This window comes from Pedobacter sp. AW31-3R (assembly GCF_052180285.1).
Taxonomy (GTDB): Bacteria; Bacteroidota; Bacteroidia; order Sphingobacteriales; family Sphingobacteriaceae; genus Pedobacter.
On sequence record NZ_CP197475.1, the window covers coordinates 841,009 to 860,127 of the forward strand.

Sequence of the window (19,119 nt, forward strand, 5' to 3'; positions counted from 1 at the left end):
GTAAAAACCCCTTAAATTTTTGTAGTACTTTTGAATATCAACAGACCAACATAAATATTTAATTATTCCGTTATAGAATTATGATGAACCAGGAGGACATTTTCAAGAAAATAGGGCAGATACTTAATGAGTTAAATGATCAGTATGAATACCTCGCCCGTAATCCTAAAGATCTTAACGAGCTGGAAATGGATCTTTTTCTGGCCAATGCGAGCTTTTTATCGCAGCATGTGCACATCATCAAACGGATGGATTATAATGCGGCCCAGCACACTTTGGCAGCACAGGGGGAAACACCCAGGTCGGTATCTGTTACCCTTACGCCACCGCCGCCTGTTTCTGGTCAGTTTAAGTCTTTTGAAAAGGAAACGGCTTTAGAAAAAGGAGAGCTTGTTGAAAAAGTGGGGCATGTTGAAGAAGGGCAGCAGGTTGAAAATAGGGATGAGGAATATGCAGAAAAGGATGAACAAAAGCATACACATTCTTTAATAGAAGAAGAAATTTTCAGGATTGACAAAGAGCCTTCCACGTTTGAGTTTATTTTAAGCGACAGGACTCCGTCTGATAAGTTTGAATTTGAGGAGAAATCTGTAGATGAAATTTTTGACAGGCCGTTAAGTATTGAAGAGGAAGAAATTATTGCCCGTAAACAGAAGTTGCGGGAGAAAATAGATCAGGAAGCATTGGAATTTCCAGCTCTCGAAGAGGATGAGATCGGACCTGAACCTTTTCTTGTTGCTGAAACCACTACAACCGAAGAAACGGAAGAAGAACCCCTAACCTATGAGGTTCCTGAAATCCCGCAAGCAGCACCGGAACCTGAAGAAGCCGCAGAGGTTGCGCGTGTAACAGAAGCGGTCTTACCTAAGGAACCAAATCTACAGGAAGCACTGGTACCACAAGAGGGACCGGCAAAAGAAACGGAGCCAATCAAACAGGAAGAACAGGTAATGGCCGATGGACCAATCATTGTACAGCAACAGGTAATTCCAGCAATTGTGGAAGAGAAGGAGCCGGAACCTCTAATTGCAGCGCAACCGGTCATTGCGGCGCAGGCTTATGTATCCCAGGTCACACCAGTTACACAAACACCAGTGACCAAAGCATATGAACCAGTTTCGTCTTTAGAACCAACTACAGAGAAGCCCGCTACGCTGAATGATATCCTTGCCGGTAAAAGGACGGGAACTCCTGTATCCGGAAGCAACCGGACAGAAATAAAGGACCTGAAACAGGCGATCAGCCTGAATGATAAGTTGCGTTACATCAAAGATCTGTTCAATGGGTATAATCTCGCCTATGCAGAAGCAATCGACTTATTAAATAAGATGCCTGATTTCAACAGTGCCGATGCTTTCCTTCAGAAGAATTATGCACTAAAAAATAACTGGGCATCCAAACAAGATACGGCAGATCAGTTTTATGAACTGTTAAACCGTCGTTTCCCGGCTAAATAAAGCCCATTCTGTTAGAGTCCAATTTAAGGAAAATAAATAGAAGTACGGTAAAACTCCATAAGGAAGATCCCCCATAGCTGATAAACGGCAGGGGGATACCTATGACAGGGATAATCCCTATTGTCATGCCAATATTAATAAAAACGTGGAAGAAGATGATACTGGCTACGCAATAGCCATACACCCTGGAAAAGGCAGACCGTTGTCTTTCTGCCAGGTTGATGACACGCAGCAGCATAAAGATATATAAGGCAATCACTACCGTACAGCCAATGAAGCCCCATTCTTCCCCTATCGTGGAAAAGATAAAATCTGTGCTTTGTTCCGGTACATAACCATATTTTGTTTGTGTACCTTCCAGAAATCCCCTCCCTGTCACTTGTCCCGATCCTATTGCAATTTTAGATTGGATTACATTATAACCTGCACCCTTGGGATCTGTTTTCAAGCCCAGCATAATTTCAATACGGGTACGTTGATGGGGCTCCAATACTTTCTCATAGGCCAATTTAACCACAAACAAATAGGCAATAGCAATCACTGTAGCCATAATTATGGAAATCATGATTTTCTGTTTCCGCTTATTCTGATACACAAAGAATCCGCCAACGGCTAAAATAATAGGGATAAGCACCTGCATTGGCACTAGGAAATCGGCAATAAACAACACAATCATGCCCAGGAAAATCAGCAGGAAATAACCTGATAAACCCTCCCTGTACAAAGGGAACATAAAGGCGAGGAACACCAATGCAGAACCAGTATCCGGCTGAAGCATAATCAGCATCAGTGGGAACATAATAATCATGGCAACGATGAAAATGGACTTGATATCCCTGAATTTCGGATTAAAGTTACCTACGTAACGTGCCACAAGTAATGCCGTTCCGAACTTAGCCAGTTCCGAAGGCTGCAGCCTGAATCCGCCCCCCAGGGATATCCAGGCCTGGTTACCACCAACGTTACGTCCCACGACCAGTACGGCCATGAGCAGCAGCATAGTGATCCCGTAAACAATAGGGGAGAATACACTGAAAAACTTGGCATCCAGTAATAAAATAGAAAAACCGAGTATCAACCCAGTAATGATATAGATCAGCTGTTTACCATAGTTACTGCTGAAATTGAAGAAACTGGAGGTATCGGGATTATAAATAGAAGCATAGATATTAACAAATCCTATGGCACATAATGCCACATAAATCAATATAGTGATCCAATCTACATTAAAAAAAAAGCGGCTTCCTTGCTGGTTGATCATTTGGTAGATTGACTTGGTTTTTGGGTTAAAGCTATTTTATTTGCTTGTACAGCTGCAGCAGAAGTTGTTGTCGCAGGCGCAGTAGCAGCTGGTGCTGTCTTGCTGGTGCTGTCAGCAACTTTGGGTGCCCACTTCACCTTTGGTTTTGGAACCTCGGGCAATACCACTTGTTTCTTCATCCATTCTGCACGTTCTACCCTGTTTCCTGAAAGCTTGCCTGTTAAATAGGTTTCCGTAATATAGCTGGCTATTGGTGCAGCATAAGAACTTCCAAAACCAGCATTTTCAACAATTACCGCAATGGCTATCTTAGGATTATCCCTTGGAGCAAATCCGATAAATACAGAGTGGTTCTTTCCATGTGGATTCTGTACCGTTCCTGTCTTACCGCAGAAAAGGATATTCGGAATAGCCGATTCACGTGCGGTACCATGGGAGGAATTTACTGCATCTTCCATCCCATCAATTACAGGTTCAAAATGCCTGGCATCAATATCCACCGAATTTTTCACCAGGTATTCTTTTTTCACTTCTTTCTTTTCCCCGATCCCTTTAATGAGATGGGGTTTAATATAATAACCTCTGTTGGCGATGATCGCCATGATATTCGCCATTTGCAATGGGGTAGCACTCATTTCTCCCTGACCAATAGCGAGCGAGATCACGGTCGTGTATCCCCAGTATTTTCCAAACCTTTTGGTATACTCTTCAGAGGTAAACAATCTTCCTTTACGTTCAAAAGGCATATCCAGGTCCAGTTTAGAGCCAATACCGAATTTCCTTACTTTAGCTTCCCAGGAATCATAGGCCGCAATCTTGCCTTTGAACTTCCTTTGCGTCATCAGTTTCTGGAAAACATAACAGGCATAGGTATTGCATGACCTTGCCAGTCCGCGGCGTAAGGAAATAGGGCCGTCTACGTGTTCACATCTCACCAGGTGGTTTCCTGCCCAATAGCCTCCCGGGCAGTTGAAGGTCGTGTTCGGATCTATTACCCCTTCCTGCAAAGCAATCAGGTCGTCCACAGGTTTGAAGGAAGAACCAGGAGAATAATAACCGGACACTGGGCGTACCGTAAATGGCCGGTTAGGCTGACGGAAAATGTCCATGTAATTATTTCCCTGCTGTCTGCCCACCATTAAATTCGGATCATAGGTCGGACTGCTCACGAAAGCAAGGACCTCACCTGTACTGGGTTCAATGGCGACAATACTGCCGACTTTATTCCGCATCAGTTGTTCGCCCAGTTTCTGCAGTTCTATGTCCAGTGAAGACACAAGGGTTTCCCCTGAAACTGCCAGGGTATCAAACTTCCCTTCCAGGTAACTTCCCTGGGGAACATTTCTTGCATTATATATCGTATTCTCCACACCACGTTCCCCACGTAGGGCTTCATTGTACTCCCGTTCAATACCCGACTTCCCGATATAATCACCGGGGCGGTAATATCCTTCACTTTCTTCAATATCCTTCTCTGAAACCTCCTTCACATAGCCGAAGAACTGGCCTGCAACACTATCCGGATAATGCCTTACGGTCCTGTTTTGTGTTTCAAATCCTATAAAGCGGGAAAGGCGTTCCTGTAAGGCGGCATAGGTTTGTACCGACAGTTGTTTCTCGAATACCGAACGCTGGTACAATGACTGTGTCCTCGCTTTATTATACCTTTTGTGGAAGCCCTTCATATCAATTCCGATAATCCGGCAAAGTTCCAGTGTATCAAAAGGTTTAACCAGGTTTGGCGTAATCATTAAATCATACACCGGTTCATTTTGTACCATCACCCTATTTTTCCGGTCAGTAATCACTCCCCGGGCGGGAAAAGTATATTTTTTGCGCAACACGTTACTGTTCGCCGACAAAAAGTAGCGGTCGCTGGCCACCTGAATATAGAAAAGCTGCCCTATCAGAATAAGTGCAACCACAATAAACAGGCCCTGAATGATATATTTACGGTTAAAAAGATTCTCCATTAGCGCATTTTCCTATTATAGAAGATCAACTCGACCAGTAAAATAGTAAACAGCGTAAAGATAGTGCTAAGCAGGCATCTTAACAAGGTATAAGAGAGTTCGGTTAATGTAAAAGCTTCTAAAAAGAAAAGTACAATATGATGGGCAAAGGTACACAACAAGGCATAGAGTGCGAACCACCTGAATCCCATATGGCCTAAAGAGGGTTCCGGTTCATCGAAATTATCGCGGCTCACCGATACGGAAATAAAGAGCAGCCTCACAAAAACAAGGGTCACACATGCTGCCGTATGCACCCCCAGGGTATCATAAAAAGCATCCAGGGTAAGTCCCGTCCCAAAAGCAATCAGGTACAAGACAATATTTGGGATACCAAAAGGAAGCAGCAACAAAAACAGGATATAGGTAAAAGGGGTAGCGATGTTATAGAAACTCATGTTCCTTAACAACAGCACCTGTCCGGAAAGCAGGAGGAACCATCTGACAACGTTTACTACTATAATTCTACTGTTCATTCGGTAATTTTGATTCTAGGTCTTTCTGTTCCTGTGCATATTTGTCTTTAATCACGTATACATATTGCAAGGTACTGAAATCATTAAAAAGGTTGATTTCTATGGTCAGGAAATTATCTCCGGTTGCGATTCCCCTGTTACTGATTTTTCCCACAGGGATACCCGGAGGGAAGGAACCAAATCCTGACGTAACAATGGTATCGCCCATTTTAACCTTGAAATGGTTGGGAATATCTTTGATATATGCCTTATCGTAATTGGAGTTCCGCTCACCCCAAACCAGAGAGCCGAGGGCTTTGGTAGATTTGATGCTCACACTGATCTTGGTATTTTTATTCAGCAATGATTCTATGGTGGCCAGGTGCTCAGAAACATCCCTGACAATCCCTACCACACCTTTTCCTGCAGATATGACTGCCATCCCGCTGCTGATGCCGTCAACCGTCCCTTTATTGATCGTGATGACATTGTTCCTCAGGGTAATCGAGTTTTTAATCACCCTTGCAGCCAGATAGGTATATTGCACCTGATTGGTCGTATCGGAAACTTTCACTTCCGTAGCCGTATCAATATTTTTTGAAGCCAGTAAAGCCGTATTCAATTTGGCATTTTCCAGGGCAAGGCTGTCATTTACGGCGCCCAGATTAATGTATCTTTTAAATACATTCAGGTTTTCATAAGCACGGCCTACCACTTCATTGGTAGAGTTAAAAGTAACACTGCGCTGATACGCATTATTTTTTACCGTTAATACCAGCCCTATGGTAAAGAAAATGATAAACAGGAAAAATGCGTTGTATCTGTTTATGAAAATCCAAAGGTTACGCATATCTGTATAGTATGATTTGAAACAGAAAATGCGGGTACGGTTTATAGCCGACCCACATTTTTATTCTTTAGGCTGTGAACTAATTTATTGCATTAAAAACTTGAAACCGCCGATATTTTTAAGGGCAATTCCAGTACCGCGTACTACTGCACGTAGTGGATCTTCAGCTACGTGGACAGGAAGTTTTGTTTTTGCGGCAACACGTTTATCCAGGCCACGAAGCAAAGCCCCGCCACCGGTTAAATAAATACCTGTCTGATAAATATCTGCAGAAAGCTCTGGTGGCGTAATCTCTAAAGCCTTAAGAATTGCTTCTTCGATTTTAGAAATAGACTTGTCCAGGCAATGCGCAATTTCAGTATAAGACACGGTGATTTGTTTAGGCACACCTGTCATTAAATCTCTTCCCTGCACAGCGAAATCTGCTGGTGGATCTGTCAGTTCAGGTAATGCTGCACCTACTTCAATCTTGATTTTTTCCGCTGTACGGTCACCAATCATAATATTGTGCTGACGGCGGATATAGTTCACGATATCAGAATCGAAGTTATCTCCTGCCACACGGATAGACTGGTCGCATACAATACCGGAAAGGGCGATAACAGCAATTTCTGTCGTACCACCACCGATATCGATAATCATGTTACCCATAGGTTCTTCCACGTCAATCCCGATACCCACAGCTGCTGCCATTGGTTCGTGAATCAGATAAACTTCTTTGGCACCTGCAATCTCAGCCGAATCCCTTACTGCACGTTTCTCTACTTCGGTAATACCTGAAGGAATACATATGACCATTCTTAAGGAAGGGAACATCCATCCTTTGCCGCCGTTCAGCATACGGATCATGCCTTTAATCATGGCTTCAGCAGCATTAAAATCTGCGATCACCCCATCTTTTAAAGGACGCACGGTACGGATATTATCGTGCGTTTTACCTTCCATCTGCATGGCCTGACGACCGATGGCTATGATTTTATTTGTTTGTCTGTCGAAAGCAACAATGGAGGGCTCATCAACAACAACTTTATCATTATGTATAATCAGGGTGTTGGCGGTGCCTAAATCGATGGCAACCTCTTGTGTGAACCAGTTAAATAAACCCATTTATAGGTGATAAATTATATATTAAAAATTCTGTATACTATAGTAATGTAAAACTACGTCTTTTTATTGTATAAGCAGACAAATAAATTAGTGCTTGAAATGTCTGATTCCTGTGGTCACCATCGCAATACCTTTTTCATTTGCCATGTTCACTGAATCGGCATCCTTTATAGAGCCACCTGGCTGTAAAACAGCAGTAATTCCAGCTTCAGCAGCGATTTGTACGCAATCAGGGAAAGGGAAAAAGGCATCTGAAGCCATTACCGCACCTGTAAGACTGAAGCCAAATTCATTTGCTTTCACAATCGCTTGTTTCAGGGCATCTACCCTCGAAGTCTGACCAACGCCGCTAGCCAGCAATGTATTGTCTTTCACGAACACGATCGTATTTGATTTGGTGTGTTTAACAATTTTATTGGCGAAGAAAAGATCTTTTAACTCTGCTGCTGTAGCTGTTTTTTCAGTCACGGCAGTCATCTGGTCAGGACCTTCAATAATCAGGTCTTTGTCTTGTTCAATAACCCCGTTTAATAAAGTTTTGAATTGTTTTTTTGTCAGTTCTACCGGGTTACGCTGTAAAATCACCCTGTTCTTTTTGGCTTTGAACAATTCCACCGCTTCTGGTTGGTAAGAAGGGGCAATCAACACTTCAAAAAATAATTTATTGATTTCTGTAGCGGTAGCCAGGTCAACTTCACCATTGGTAATCAGTACGCCACCAAAAGCAGAAACCGGGTCACAGGCTAGTGCATCATCCCATGCCTGAGCAATGGTAGTCCTTGATGCCAGTCCACAGGCATTGGTATGTTTCAATATTGCGAAAGTAGGCTCTTCGAACTCATCAATAAGGCTCACTGCAGCATCCACATCCACCAGGTTATTATAAGAAAGCTCTTTTCCATTTAATTTGGTGAACATCTCATCCAAATCGCCGAAAAATACACCTTGCTGGTGAGGGTTTTCTCCGTAACGTAAAATTTTAGAAGTATTGATACTTTGTTTAAATACATCAAGAGGCTCTTCTGTGTTGAAATAATTGAAGATTGCCGTATCGTAATGCGAAGAAGTATGGAAAGCTTTTTTAGCGTAAGCTTTGCGTTGTGCCAAAGTGGTTTCCCCATCTTGTTCTTCCAGTTGTTTTTGCAGGGTAGCGTAGTCATCTTTTGAAGCAAGAATAACCACGTCATTAAAGTTTTTAGCTGCAGCCCTGATCAGGGAAATACCGCCAATATCAATTTTTTCAATGATTTCTTCGGCAGTACCGCCAGCTTTCACCGTTTCCTCAAAAGGGTAAAGATCTACAATAACCAGATCAATTTCGGGGATTTCATATTCAGCGATTTGCGCTTTATCTTCATTCAGGTTTCTGCGGTTTAAGATACCGCCAAAAACTTTCGGGTGTAATGTTTTCACGCGTCCACCTAAGATAGATGGGTAACCAGTAAGGTCTTCAACCGCTGTAACAGGTAAATTCAGGTCTTTGATGAACTGCTCTGTACCACCGGTAGAGAATAATTGCACGCCCTGCTCAGAAAGCAGACGTACCAGTGGTTCTAGACCATCTTTGTAATAAACTGAAATTAAAGCGTTTTTGATCTTTATTTGCTGACTCATTAGGTGTAATTTTTGAGCCGCAAAATTATGGGTTTTTATTGATAATTTTAATATCGACGGTAATAAAAGTTCTTATTTTTTTAACTTCTTCATAATACTCTCAATGATACGCGGATAGTGTTGGTGTTCAAGTTGTTGTCCTTTGAACTTTACCATTTCAAGGTTATCGCCCTTGTCAATGCGGTATTTTGCCTGGTAAATGAATTCCCCTTCGTCATAATTTTCGTTCACATAGTGAATGGTGATGCCGCCTTCAGTTTCAGCGTTAGCCAGTACAGCCTTATGGACATGATCGCCATACATTCCTTTGCCCCCAAATTTCGGAAGCAGGGCAGGGTGGATATTAATAATACGTCCGGGATAGGTTTCGGTAAGGTTTTTCGGAATGAGCCATAAGAAACCGGCGAGAACGATCAGGTCGATGTCCAGGTTTTTGAGCATATCCACTACGGTATCCGATTCATAGAATTCTTTTCTGTCGAATATATGGGAAGGGATTTCGAAATTATCTGCGCGCTGTAAAACGTAAGCATCGGGATTGTTGGTCAGCACCAGGGCTATTTCTACTTCCGTACTGTGTTTGAACAGTTCCATGATTTTCTGGGCGTTAGACCCTGAACCGGAGGCGAAGATGGCTATGCGTTTTTTCATTCGTAAAATCTATTCGTCAAAAATAGCATTTTAGGCATTTAATGAAAGGTTTTTATGGAATATATTCCATAACAGGGACATTTGCGGGAGGGGGTGGGGAATTTATGCTCCGCTAATGGGGAAGTAATGAGGAGAGGAAATTCTTGCGGCTACTTTTTATATGTTACATTTACGGGGATAGCATATGTAGTCCTGATTAGTCCTTTTATGATTAGAATGAAATTACCAGATAATATTGATAAAATTACAGTTGTAAAAGCAAGGATCTCAGAATTCCCTCCGAATGGTTTTATCGAATTTGAAGAAGGCAACGATGGTAGCGGTGATAATTATGGTTTATATTGGGCGATAGGAAGAGATCTTGAAGAACCAATAGTATGCTATAAGAACCATGAGGAATTTTTATTGGTTCCTGAATTTCCTGATCTTGATTCGTTTTTAAAACGGCATTACGTTGGGCAAGGACAGACTGTCGATTTTATATCTTCAAGTAAAAAGCCATTCTTTCCGGATCTTTACAACAAGGCCAGGGTTTTAACAAAGAATAATAAAACAGAAGATGCTATTCAGGTATTGGAAGAATCAGTTGAACAATTTGCCGAGTTTGCTGACGCTTGGACGCTATTGGCAGAAAACTATTATAAGCAAAACCAACTGGACAAAGCGGAATTCGCATCATTGAACTCAATAATAAGTAATTATGCTTTCGGGCTTCCTTCAAAGAAAGCAATTGATCTATTTAACAAGATAAACCCAGCCGGAAAATACAAAGATCATCCGTTAGTAAAAAGAAAAGAGGGGTTGTTATCCGGAGGTAGTTACTTCAACCCATTCACAATGAATTACAATAGCATTTTAGACACTATTGCAGAATTTGAGAACTTACTTGAATATAGATCAGCCCTAATCTTGGAACAGAATTATTCATATTTGATGAGTTCTGAGAAAATGGAAATCAAAGAAAAGAACAATTTCAACAGTTTTAAATGGGCAAAAGATTTCAGAGAAAAACTTTTTAAGTATTATCCTGATAGAGCGTATTTTTACTAATATTTTTTGAAAATTGGCTATTTCTATCAATTTTTCTACAGAATGGTCCGGGTATTCCCCTTAACGGCAGTCAGCAGATGGGTAGACTTGGCTTACTGTAAAAACATCAAAAAACTAATGAAATCAAATTTTACCTTTTTATTTTGTATAACTGTGCTATTCTCTTTTTTCTTACTGGTTAGCATGATCAAAATTGATCCAATACAAAAAATTGTTTTAAGGTCAAAAATAGAATCATCTGACAAGAAATTCAAAACTGTTTTAAGTGAAATTGGCATTTGCTATTATTCGGATTATACGCTATTGGAGATTCCTGTTATTTCAGTCAATACTTACCTGACTTTGGATACTGGAATGAATATTATAAAGTCGAAGTCCTCTTTGCCTCATACAACCTTCAGATATTTCGTTTTTAAGAATAGTACTTCAGAAGGGTTAAGATATGATTCGTTAGCGCAAATAAAAGGTAGGCCTTTCTCTGTCGATTCACTTTTGAAAAGAAAGGCGTATAAAGATGCGATTTTTTATAATCCTAAAACTGATAAATTGATAAGCTCAAAAAAGTCTAAAATCAATCCCGAATCATTAGTTGAGGTCTATTCTCGTCTACCAGCTGAAAATAGGTATCAGGATACCTTAAAATTTCATTACTGCAATGAAATGAATAATGTCAGATATTCTTTTTCAAATACATTAGATCAGCATGATAATGGTAAAATATACAAAATAGATAATACTTTCAGTACAGTTATACCAAATTCTGGAAATCCTGGTCAAATACAAATGATCAGGATGGTGTTCGAAATGCATAAGGATGAAAATTCAGATATGGAAAGTATTAAAAATTATTTTGAAAAATTTATTGCTGAAAAGGAGAATTAGAACGTGTGGTTTTGAGGTATGTGACGATTCATGGGGATTGCTCTTAATGATGTAATGGGTAATGAAAGAATTTATGAAGTTTCAATATTAACAAGGTGTTAGTTGTTGTTTATCAACAATTAACATCTTGTTAAATCTTTTGTAGATGTTCCAATGAAAGGATACTGGTTTTCCTTGCTAAACGATGTGGCGGAATATCTGCTATATTCCTAAAGTACCCCTCATGGGAGGTATTGGACAGTTTGATGAAACTGGAATCGCTTTACGCTTGATCTGCCCGGCAGGAACTGGGTTTGTTTTGTTACAAATTTAACTTATCTCTCTATGTCATTTAAGAGAAATGTCGAACAATATCTTCAAAGTTGGAAACTAAATGATAGTCGCAAACCATTAATCAGCCGTACCACCAAATACTTTTGAAATACGGAAAGCCATATCTGGCGTAATATCCGATTTCAGATTCACGATATGATTTAATGTCTGACTGGATATGCCTAAGAGCTTAGCTGCTTCGGTAGTTAATCACTTCTTCCCGAAGTAATTCGCCAGGATGTATAAAATGCATTGCTCTTTTCATTGTGTAGGTTCCTTTAATGGTTCAATGTAGTCAACGTCATAAGCGTGCTGGCCGTCAAAATTGAATATGACGCGGTAATTTTTATTTACGTTGATGCTCCGCTCCAATAATTTTTCAGATTACCTGGAAGTTTAATGGATGTTCCAGTTTTAAAAAATGCCAAAATCTTCAGGTACTTTCTGGGCACTATCAATGACCTCTAATATCATTTCAATAGGTGCTGAATAAAGTGTTCAGTAATGAAGAGGGCATAACTTCAGTAAATGTATGACGTCATCTTAAGTAGAAAACATTTTGAAAACACAATGGTCACCCTGATACAACTTACTCAGCAGGCTGGTGAAACGCATTCAATTGAACACCCAATCATTTATCCCTGTAAACGCGTGTCAGTCAATATTTAAGAATATTAAAATTATTTATAATATGGTTTTGCATATTATAAACATTAGTTCTATATTTGCAGTCCGAAAACAGAAATTTAAAAGCCTGACGGAAGAATAGCACGGCTTTTATATATATAATATTATTTTAATAAAAAATGGCAAATCATAAATCGTCTTTAAAAAGAATTAGAGCAAACGCTACTAAACGTCTACGTAACAGATACCAGGCAAAAACTACCCGTACATTTATCAAAAGATTACGTGCGTCTGTAGATAAAACTGCTGGTCAGGAATTATTACCTAAAGTAATTTCTATGTTAGATCGTTTGGCTAAAAAGAACGTGATTCACAAAAACAAAGCTGCGAACAACAAATCAAAATTAACTAAGTTTGTAAATAACTTAAAATAGAGATAAATTACCATACGAAAACGGGATAGGCTTTTGCCTGTCCCGTTTTTTTGTTTTATGGTAAATTATAAACAAAATCTGAACTTAAAGTCCTGGGCGGAAGCCGACAGGCCAAGGGAAAAGTTACTGCTCCGCGGACGCAGACATCTTACTGATGCGGAGCTGATTGCTATCTTAATCCGATCAGGAAATGCCATGGAAACGGCAGTGGACCTGAGTAAGCGGATACTGAATAGCTTTGATAATGATCTGGAAAAGCTTGGACAGATTCCTATTCGTCAACTTCTTGAGTTCAAAGGAGTGGGAGAGGCTAAAGCACTTTCTATCATTGCAGCATTGGAGCTAGGCCGTCGCAGGAAAGAGCAACCCATAAAGAAGAATATCAAAGTCACGTCCTCAAGGGATGTGTACGAATATATGCTTCCTGTGTATGAAGATCTGCAACATGAAGAATTCTGGATTTTAATGTTGAACAGGGCCAATAAGGTGATCAGTAGACAGCAGGTCAGTAAGGGAGGACAGGCTGGTACAGTTGCCGACCCTAAAATGATCTTTAATATGGCGATAGAGCATAAGGCGGCTTTCATCATCCTTACCCATAATCATCCTTCAGGCAATGCGACTCCCAGTCAGGAAGATATCTCTATCACTAAAAAACTGATTGCCGGTGGTAAAATGCTGGATCTGCTGGTGCTGGACCATCTCATCATCACCAACAAATCATTCTACAGCTTATGCGATGAGGGCATTATATAATTTATATCTTTGCATTTTACAACGAATAGAACATGAAGATATCATATAACTGGCTTAAACAATTCATACAAACGGATCATACCCCTGAGGAACTTTCTTTAATACTGACCAATATTGGTCTGGAAGTGGAAAGTCTGGAAACCGTACAACCTGTGGTTGGTGGTTTGGCGGGTCTGGTTATTGGTGAAGTACTGAGCTGTGTGCCACATCCAAACGCGGACCGCTTAAGAGTGACCACAGTAAATGTTGGCGGTGCAGCAGCTGTACAGATTGTATGTGGTGCACCAAATGTTGCCGCAGGACAAAAAGTTGTAGTGGCTACCGTAGGCACTACCGTGTATCCGAATGAAGGGGAACCTTTCAAAATAAAATCTTCGAAAATACGCGGTGAGGCTTCCGAAGGGATGATCTGTGCAGAAGACGAAATAGGCCTGGGTGCTTCCCATGCCGGGATTATGGTGCTGGCAGAAGATGCAGTAGTGGGACTTCCAGCGAAGGCATATTTCAAAATGGAAGATGATTATCTTTTTGAAATCGGTCTGACCCCAAACAGGGCTGATGCAGCTTCTCACCTTGGTGTAGCAAGAGACCTTGCCGCATTTCTGAGGATTGAACTGAACATGCCCGATGTGTCTTCCTTCAAAACAGCCAGTACAGGTTTGACGATATCGGTTGATGTAGAAGATACAGTAGCTTGTCCGAGGTATAGCAGTGTATCGATAAGTGGGGTAACGGTGAAAACATCGCCCGACTGGTTACAGGATAAATTAAAGGTGATCGGTATCCGCCCTATTAATAATATTGTTGACATTACCAACTATGTGCTGCATGACCTGGGGCAACCTTTACATGCCTTTGATGCAGATCAGATTGCAGGTAAAAAGGTGATCGTTAAGAAGTGTGCAGATCAAACACCATTTGTTACCCTTGATGGGATAGCACGTGAACTTTCGTCAGAAGACCTGATGATCTGTGATGCGGAAAAGCCCTTGACTATAGCGGGTGTTTATGGAGGAAAAAATTCAGGCGTGTCTGCAGAGACGGTAAATATATTTTTAGAGAGCGCTTATTTCAATGCGGTGTCGGTACGTAAAACTGCGAAACGACATACCTTGAAAACTGATGCTTCCTTCCGTTTCGAGCGTGGTACTGATCCGGAAATGACAGTTATTGCTTTAAAGCGTGCTGCATTATTGATTCAGGAATTGGGAGGGGGTGAAATTTCATCTGAAGTGAGTGACCTTTATCCTGCTCCTATTGCTCCGTTTGAGGTAGAGGTGACGTATAAAAATATCACCAGATTAATTGGCGCAGCTATTCCTGATGCGGAAATCAAAGCGATTATTACCTCATTGGGTATTGCCGTTGCTGCAGAAACTGCAGAAGGCCTTTCCCTGAAAGTCCCAACTTTTAAAGTGGATGTAACGCGGGAATGTGATATTACGGAAGAGGTTTTACGTATCTATGGATATAATAATATAGAAATTCCTACCAAGGTGAATGCTTCACTGGCTTTTACTGCGAAACCAGACAGGGAACAAATCCAGCATGCTGTGGCAGATATGCTAACTGCAAATGGTTTCCTGGAGATCTGGTGTAACTCTTTAACCAAGGGTGTTTATTCTAAGAATGAAGCAGAAGCGGTAAAGATCCTGAATCCGCTGAGTTCCGACCTGAATGTGATGCGCCAGAGTTTACTGCTGCCGGCATTGGAAAGTGTTGCCTATAACCTGAACAGGAAAAGTGCTGATATCAAGTTTTACGAATTTGGTAAGACCTATCATTTAATTAATGAGAACTATGTGGAGCGTCCGCGCCTGTTGGTTTTGATCTCCGGAGCAAACGCCACTGAACAGTGGAATGAAAAACCTGCTGCGGTGAGTTTTTATACCATTAAAGCTGCAGTAGATGCCATCATTGGACGTTTAGGAATTGCCAATTACCAAACGGAGGAGTTGAGTGATGAAAACTTTGCCTTCGGACTGAGGTATTTCAGGGGGCCACAAACGATTGTTAGTTTTGGTGCGGTTACTGCAGCGGATAAAAAGCAGGCCGATGTAGATAAAGAGGTGTATTATGCAGATTTTGACTGGGCAGGATTACTCGACATGGTGAGAAAGAATAAAATTATCAACAAGGAAATCCCTAAATACCCTGCAGTAAGACGGGATTTATCGATGCTGGTAGATACTGAAGTTACTTTCGATACCCTGAAAGGCATTGCTTTTAAAACAGAGAAGAAACTGTTGAAAAATGTACAGGTGTTTGATGTGTATGTGGGGGATAAGCTGCCGGAAAACAAAAAGTCGTATGCCCTGAATTTTACCCTGCAGGACGAGGAGCAGACCTTAACGGATAAGCAAATTGATGCGGTTATGCAAAAGATTATTGTTAATTTAGCGCAAACAGCGAAAGCAGAGATCAGAAAGTAATTTTATTTATTACTTTTAGGGATATTTACAGCTAAACCAAATCAACATTATGTCTTCGGTTGCCGAACAGTTAAATTCAGTATTACAAAAAACAGCTCGTTTGATAGAGCTGTGTAATGCATTGCATGAAGAAAACGAATTGTTGAAACAGGAAAATGCAGCTGTGAAATCGGCTTTGGGTGCTGCAAAGATTAAGCACGCGGAAATGGATGAAAAGATGCGTGTACTGAAACTGGCGAAGAGTATAGAGGGCACGAGCGAAAAGACACTTGATATAAAGCAAAAAATTAACGATTTTGTGCGTGAAATTGATAAGTGTGTGGTGTTGCTTAAAAAATAAGGGCTACAAGGACTTGAAACAAAGCTAAGAAATGGGAGAAATCTCGATTAAAATAACTATCTCTGACCGTATTTATCCGCTAAAGGTGAGTATGGAAGAAGAGGAAATTGTAAGGCGCGCAGCTAAGATTATCAATGAACGCATAAAGGACTACCAGGAAAATTATGCGGTTAGGGATAAACAGGATTTGCTTTCTATGGTTGTATTGCATTATGCGACAACGGTATTAAAAATGGAAAATAAAGTGCAGAACCAGGATTCTGCAGTTGCGGAAAAAGTTGAAGAATTAGATAGTTTGTTGAACGATTTTTTTACCAGATAGACGTTCATAGCGTATAAGCGATAGAGATTTAACCGGAGTTAAGTTTTTAGTTTCATTGTTGAGTAGTGTTGGATTTGTTGGCTATAGGCTGTTAACAGCTATTTTGTAGTTTGACGGTTCACATCCTTATGCAATAGAATTATAAATTTAACTGCGGTTTTTTTTTGCCGTTGAATTTAGTTGAAAGGCGAATAAAAGTGCAGGGGATGGTTGAGGGTGATCATAAATTGAAAATTAGATTTGCATGGGCACAGAAGTTATAAAATAGTTCGACTCATGCAGATTTTATATATATATAAATTGAAATGGAAATAATAGGAATAATTGGATATGTGCTTGCCGGCTTAGTTGTGGGCGTATTAGTGGGAAGATATCTGCTGCGCAATCTGCTTAAAAAGCAGGAGATTGCTGCTCAGCACAAAGTGAAAAAGATATTAAAGGATGCAGAAGTGCAGGCCGAGATCATGAAAAAAGACAGGATGCTGGAAGCAAAAGAGAAATTCCTGCAACTGAAATCTGAACATGAACAGGAAGTAAGCGCCAAAAATAATACGGTTAACCAACGTGAAAACGCCATCAAGCAAAAAGAACAGTCGGTAAATCAGCGATTGGAAAACATGAACCGCAAGGAACAGGAGCTGGATAACCATAAGAAGAACCTCGAGAAACAAACGGATATCGCTGTAAAAAAACAGGAAGAAGTGGAGTTGCTGAAGAACCAGCATGTGAAGCAGCTGGAAACAATAGCTGGTTTAAGTGCTGATGAGGCGAAAAACCAGTTGGTGGAGAACATGAAGCAGGAAGCAAGGACCCAGGCCATGATCCAGGTGAAGGATATTGTGGATGAAGCTAAACTAACTGCGACCAAAGAGGCTAAAAAAGTAGTGATCCAAACGATACAGCGTACCGCTGTGGAAGCAGCGATAGAAAATACAGTGTCTATTTTCCATATCGAAAGTGATGAGATTAAAGGCCGTGTCATTGGTCGTGAAGGAAGGAATATCCGTGCACTTGAAGCAGCCACAGGAATTGAGATTATTGTGGATGATACACCTGAAGCGATTATCTTGTCTGGGTTTGATCCGGTAAGGAGAGAGATTGCCCGTTTGGCTTTACACCGCCTGGTGACAGATGGCCGTATTCACCCTGCCCGTATTGAGGAAGTGGTGGCCAAGACTAAAAAACAGATTGAAGATGAGATTGTAGAGATTGGTGAACGTACCGTGATCGATCTGGGAATTCATGGTTTACACCCTGAGCTGATCAGAATGGTAGGCCGTATGCGTTACCGTTCGTCTTATGGACAGAATTTATTGCACCACTCCCGTGAGGTGGCTAATTTCTGTGCAACGATGGCGGCTGAGCTGGGTCTGAATGCCAAGATGGCGAAACGTGCCGGCTTGTTGCATGATATAGGTAAAGTACCTGATGATAATCCTGAATTGCCTCACGCAATTTTAGGGATGCAGCTGGCAGAGAAATATAAGGAGCATCCTGAAATTTGTAATGCTATTGGTGCCCACCACGACGAAATTGAGATGACTTCCATGATTTCTCCAATTATACAAGCTTGTGATGCGATTTCTGGTGCCCGTCCGGGTGCAAGACGTGAGGTGGTAGAGAGTTACATCAAACGTTTAAAAGAGCTGGAAGAACTGGCACTTTCTTATCCTGGTGTAGAGAAGACTTTCGCGATTCAGGCAGGTAGGGAATTAAGGGTTGTGGTAGAGAGTGAAAGGGTAACTGATCAACAGGCAGAATTGCTTGCCGCAGATATTTCTAACCGTATCCAGACCGAGATGACTTATCCCGGCCAGATTAAGGTGACAGTGATCAGGGAGACCAGGTCTGTCGCTTTTGCTAAGTAAGCAGATACATATCATAATATATTATTTGAAAGCGGTAGATTATTCTATCGCTTTTTTTATTTTTACGGCATGAAGAAAGAACAGAAAAGTAAAGTGAAAGCGGAACCCAAAAAAGAGGTGGATGTTCTTTTTGATCAATACGCCGAGAGTCACCAGCATCCTTCGAATAAGCTGATCCACTGGGTATGTGTCCCCATGATTGTATTTAGTTTATTGGGACTGATCTGGACTATCCCTTTCCCCCATCTTGAATTTTTAGGCAAGTTTAACGGTTTCCTGAACTGGGCGTCTTTTGTGATCGCTTTTGCCGGATATTATTATTACCGCTTATCGCCAATCCTTTCTTATCTGATGATCTTATTTGTTTTTGCTGCAGCCGGGATAATTGTTCAGCTGGAGAAATGGGAAGCATCCGGCGGACCTGCAGTATGGCTGGTTTGTGCAGTGGTTTTCGTTTTTGCCTGGATAGGCCAGTTTATAGGGCATAAAATTGAAGGAAAGAAGCCTTCATTTTTACAGGATGTTAAGTTTTTGTTAATTGGCCCAATTTGGTTATTTCACTTTTTATGCCAAAAAATCGGCTTAAAATATTGATACCATGAGGTGTTAACGATTTCTTAACACGCGGGTTAAGGAATGGTAACTTAAGCCTAACATATCGCTAATATTGTGATAATACTTTTGTCTAA

18 protein-coding genes are annotated in these 19,119 nt (G+C 40.9%); 10 read left to right on the top strand and 8 right to left on the bottom strand.

The genetic code is table 11. The features are described from left to right. The first annotated feature begins 80 nt into the window (after positions 1-80). Entirely contained in the window at positions 81-1,457 is a 1,377-nt protein-coding gene (locus ACSBL2_RS03515) for a hypothetical protein (RefSeq protein WP_442590291.1), read from the top strand. On the opposite strand, the gene rodA is transcribed toward ACSBL2_RS03515, so the two are convergent. From rodA to purN, 7 genes are all read right to left on the bottom strand, one after another. Further along, positions 1,450-2,718 (bottom strand): rod shape-determining protein RodA, encoded by a 1,269-nt coding sequence (rodA, locus tag ACSBL2_RS03520; RefSeq protein ID WP_442590292.1) that lies wholly within the window; start codon positions 2,716-2,718, stop codon positions 1,450-1,452. The genes ACSBL2_RS03515 and rodA overlap by 8 nt on opposite strands. After that, the gene (gene mrdA / locus ACSBL2_RS03525) at positions 2,715-4,691 is read right to left on the bottom strand and encodes a penicillin-binding protein 2 (protein ID WP_442590293.1); all 1,977 of its coding nucleotides are present in this window, start codon (positions 4,689-4,691) and stop codon (positions 2,715-2,717) included. The genes rodA and mrdA overlap by 4 nt, the downstream gene beginning before the upstream one ends. Continuing rightward, entirely contained in the window at positions 4,691-5,206 is a 516-nt protein-coding gene (locus ACSBL2_RS03530) for a rod shape-determining protein MreD (RefSeq protein ID WP_442590294.1), read from the bottom strand. The genes mrdA and ACSBL2_RS03530 overlap by 1 nt, the downstream gene beginning before the upstream one ends. Continuing rightward, complete coding sequence (gene mreC, locus ACSBL2_RS03535; protein ID WP_442590295.1) at positions 5,196-6,035, bottom strand: rod shape-determining protein MreC; 840 nt, start codon at positions 6,033-6,035, stop codon at positions 5,196-5,198. Before mreC ends, ACSBL2_RS03530 begins: the two co-directional genes overlap by 11 nt. Before the next feature lie 84 nt (positions 6,036-6,119). Next, on the bottom strand, positions 6,120-7,142 hold the full coding sequence (locus tag ACSBL2_RS03540; protein ID WP_265830026.1) for a rod shape-determining protein: 1,023 nt from the start codon (positions 7,140-7,142) through the stop codon (positions 6,120-6,122). Between the two features lie 87 nt (positions 7,143-7,229). After that, entirely contained in the window at positions 7,230-8,756 is a 1,527-nt protein-coding gene (gene purH, locus ACSBL2_RS03545) for a bifunctional phosphoribosylaminoimidazolecarboxamide formyltransferase/IMP cyclohydrolase (protein WP_442590296.1), read from the bottom strand. A 72-nt stretch (positions 8,757-8,828) separates the two neighbouring features. Continuing rightward, on the bottom strand, positions 8,829-9,407 hold the full coding sequence (gene purN, locus ACSBL2_RS03550) for a phosphoribosylglycinamide formyltransferase (protein ID WP_442590297.1): 579 nt from the start codon (positions 9,405-9,407) through the stop codon (positions 8,829-8,831). A 216-nt stretch (positions 9,408-9,623) separates the two neighbouring features. Between purN and ACSBL2_RS03555 the strand changes: the two genes are divergently transcribed. Both ACSBL2_RS03555 and ACSBL2_RS03560 read left to right on the top strand, forming a co-directional pair. Next, complete coding sequence (locus ACSBL2_RS03555) at positions 9,624-10,457, top strand: tetratricopeptide repeat protein (RefSeq protein ID WP_442590298.1); 834 nt, start codon at positions 9,624-9,626, stop codon at positions 10,455-10,457. Between the two features lie 183 nt (positions 10,458-10,640). After that, positions 10,641-11,339: a hypothetical protein gene (locus ACSBL2_RS03560; protein WP_442590299.1), complete on the top strand. Its 699-nt coding sequence runs from the start codon at positions 10,641-10,643 to the stop codon at positions 11,337-11,339. A 390-nt stretch (positions 11,340-11,729) separates the two neighbouring features. On the opposite strand, the gene ACSBL2_RS03565 is transcribed toward ACSBL2_RS03560, so the two are convergent. Next, complete coding sequence (locus ACSBL2_RS03565; protein WP_442592267.1) at positions 11,730-11,804, bottom strand: hypothetical protein; 75 nt, start codon at positions 11,802-11,804, stop codon at positions 11,730-11,732. A 653-nt stretch (positions 11,805-12,457) separates the two neighbouring features. Between ACSBL2_RS03565 and rpsT the strand changes: the two genes are divergently transcribed. The 7 genes from rpsT to ACSBL2_RS03600 all read left to right on the top strand — a co-directional run bounded on the left by rpsT (position 12,458) and on the right by ACSBL2_RS03600 (position 19,024). Beyond that, a complete protein-coding gene (gene rpsT, locus ACSBL2_RS03570) occupies positions 12,458-12,712 on the top strand; it encodes a 30S ribosomal protein S20 (protein ID WP_442590300.1) in 255 nt (84 codons plus the stop codon). 57 nt (positions 12,713-12,769) lie between these two features. After that, positions 12,770-13,468, top strand: coding sequence for a RadC family protein (radC, locus tag ACSBL2_RS03575; protein WP_442590301.1), 699 nt, complete (start codon positions 12,770-12,772; stop codon positions 13,466-13,468). A 32-nt stretch (positions 13,469-13,500) separates the two neighbouring features. Continuing rightward, entirely contained in the window at positions 13,501-15,900 is a 2,400-nt protein-coding gene (pheT, locus tag ACSBL2_RS03580) for a phenylalanine--tRNA ligase subunit beta (protein WP_442590302.1), read from the top strand. 49 nt (positions 15,901-15,949) lie between these two features. Continuing rightward, positions 15,950-16,240: a hypothetical protein gene (locus tag ACSBL2_RS03585; protein ID WP_442590303.1), complete on the top strand. Its 291-nt coding sequence runs from the start codon at positions 15,950-15,952 to the stop codon at positions 16,238-16,240. Positions 16,241-16,271: 31 nt separating this feature from the next. Then, on the top strand, positions 16,272-16,562 hold the full coding sequence (locus ACSBL2_RS03590) for a cell division protein ZapA (protein WP_442590304.1): 291 nt from the start codon (positions 16,272-16,274) through the stop codon (positions 16,560-16,562). Between the two features lie 305 nt (positions 16,563-16,867). Next, a complete protein-coding gene (gene rny, locus ACSBL2_RS03595; protein ID WP_442590305.1) occupies positions 16,868-18,430 on the top strand; it encodes a ribonuclease Y in 1,563 nt (520 codons plus the stop codon). Positions 18,431-18,499: 69 nt separating this feature from the next. Beyond that, positions 18,500-19,024, top strand: a complete 525-nt coding sequence (locus ACSBL2_RS03600) for an Mpo1 family 2-hydroxy fatty acid dioxygenase (protein WP_442590306.1) — start codon at positions 18,500-18,502, stop codon at positions 19,022-19,024. Positions 19,025-19,119 lie beyond the last annotated feature (95 nt).

What these genes read in the sequence shown, in the direction of transcription:
- ACSBL2_RS03515 (WP_442590291.1), top strand. Translation starts at nt 81, where the DNA reads ATGATGAACCAGGAGGACATTTTCAAGAAAATAGGGCAGATACTTAAT.
- radC (WP_442590301.1), top strand. Translation starts at nt 12,770, where the DNA reads ATGGTAAATTATAAACAAAATCTGAACTTAAAGTCCTGGGCGGAAGCC.
- ACSBL2_RS03585 (WP_442590303.1), top strand. Translation starts at nt 15,950, where the DNA reads ATGTCTTCGGTTGCCGAACAGTTAAATTCAGTATTACAAAAAACAGCT.
- purN (WP_442590297.1), bottom strand. Translation starts at nt 9,407, where the DNA reads ATGAAAAAACGCATAGCCATCTTCGCCTCCGGTTCAGGGTCTAACGCC.
- pheT (WP_442590302.1), top strand. Translation starts at nt 13,501, where the DNA reads ATGAAGATATCATATAACTGGCTTAAACAATTCATACAAACGGATCAT.
- ACSBL2_RS03530 (WP_442590294.1), bottom strand. Translation starts at nt 5,206, where the DNA reads ATGAACAGTAGAATTATAGTAGTAAACGTTGTCAGATGGTTCCTCCTG.
- ACSBL2_RS03560 (WP_442590299.1), top strand. Translation starts at nt 10,641, where the DNA reads ATGATCAAAATTGATCCAATACAAAAAATTGTTTTAAGGTCAAAAATA.
- mrdA (WP_442590293.1), bottom strand. Translation starts at nt 4,691, where the DNA reads ATGGAGAATCTTTTTAACCGTAAATATATCATTCAGGGCCTGTTTATT.
- rny (WP_442590305.1), top strand. Translation starts at nt 16,868, where the DNA reads ATGGAAATAATAGGAATAATTGGATATGTGCTTGCCGGCTTAGTTGTG.
- rpsT (WP_442590300.1), top strand. Translation starts at nt 12,458, where the DNA reads ATGGCAAATCATAAATCGTCTTTAAAAAGAATTAGAGCAAACGCTACT.
- purH (WP_442590296.1), bottom strand. Translation starts at nt 8,756, where the DNA reads ATGAGTCAGCAAATAAAGATCAAAAACGCTTTAATTTCAGTTTATTAC.
- rodA (WP_442590292.1), bottom strand. Translation starts at nt 2,718, where the DNA reads ATGATCAACCAGCAAGGAAGCCGCTTTTTTTTTAATGTAGATTGGATC.
- ACSBL2_RS03590 (WP_442590304.1), top strand. Translation starts at nt 16,272, where the DNA reads ATGGGAGAAATCTCGATTAAAATAACTATCTCTGACCGTATTTATCCG.
- ACSBL2_RS03540 (WP_265830026.1), bottom strand. Translation starts at nt 7,142, where the DNA reads ATGGGTTTATTTAACTGGTTCACACAAGAGGTTGCCATCGATTTAGGC.
- mreC (WP_442590295.1), bottom strand. Translation starts at nt 6,035, where the DNA reads ATGCGTAACCTTTGGATTTTCATAAACAGATACAACGCATTTTTCCTG.
- ACSBL2_RS03600 (WP_442590306.1), top strand. Translation starts at nt 18,500, where the DNA reads ATGAAGAAAGAACAGAAAAGTAAAGTGAAAGCGGAACCCAAAAAAGAG.
- ACSBL2_RS03555 (WP_442590298.1), top strand. Translation starts at nt 9,624, where the DNA reads ATGAAATTACCAGATAATATTGATAAAATTACAGTTGTAAAAGCAAGG.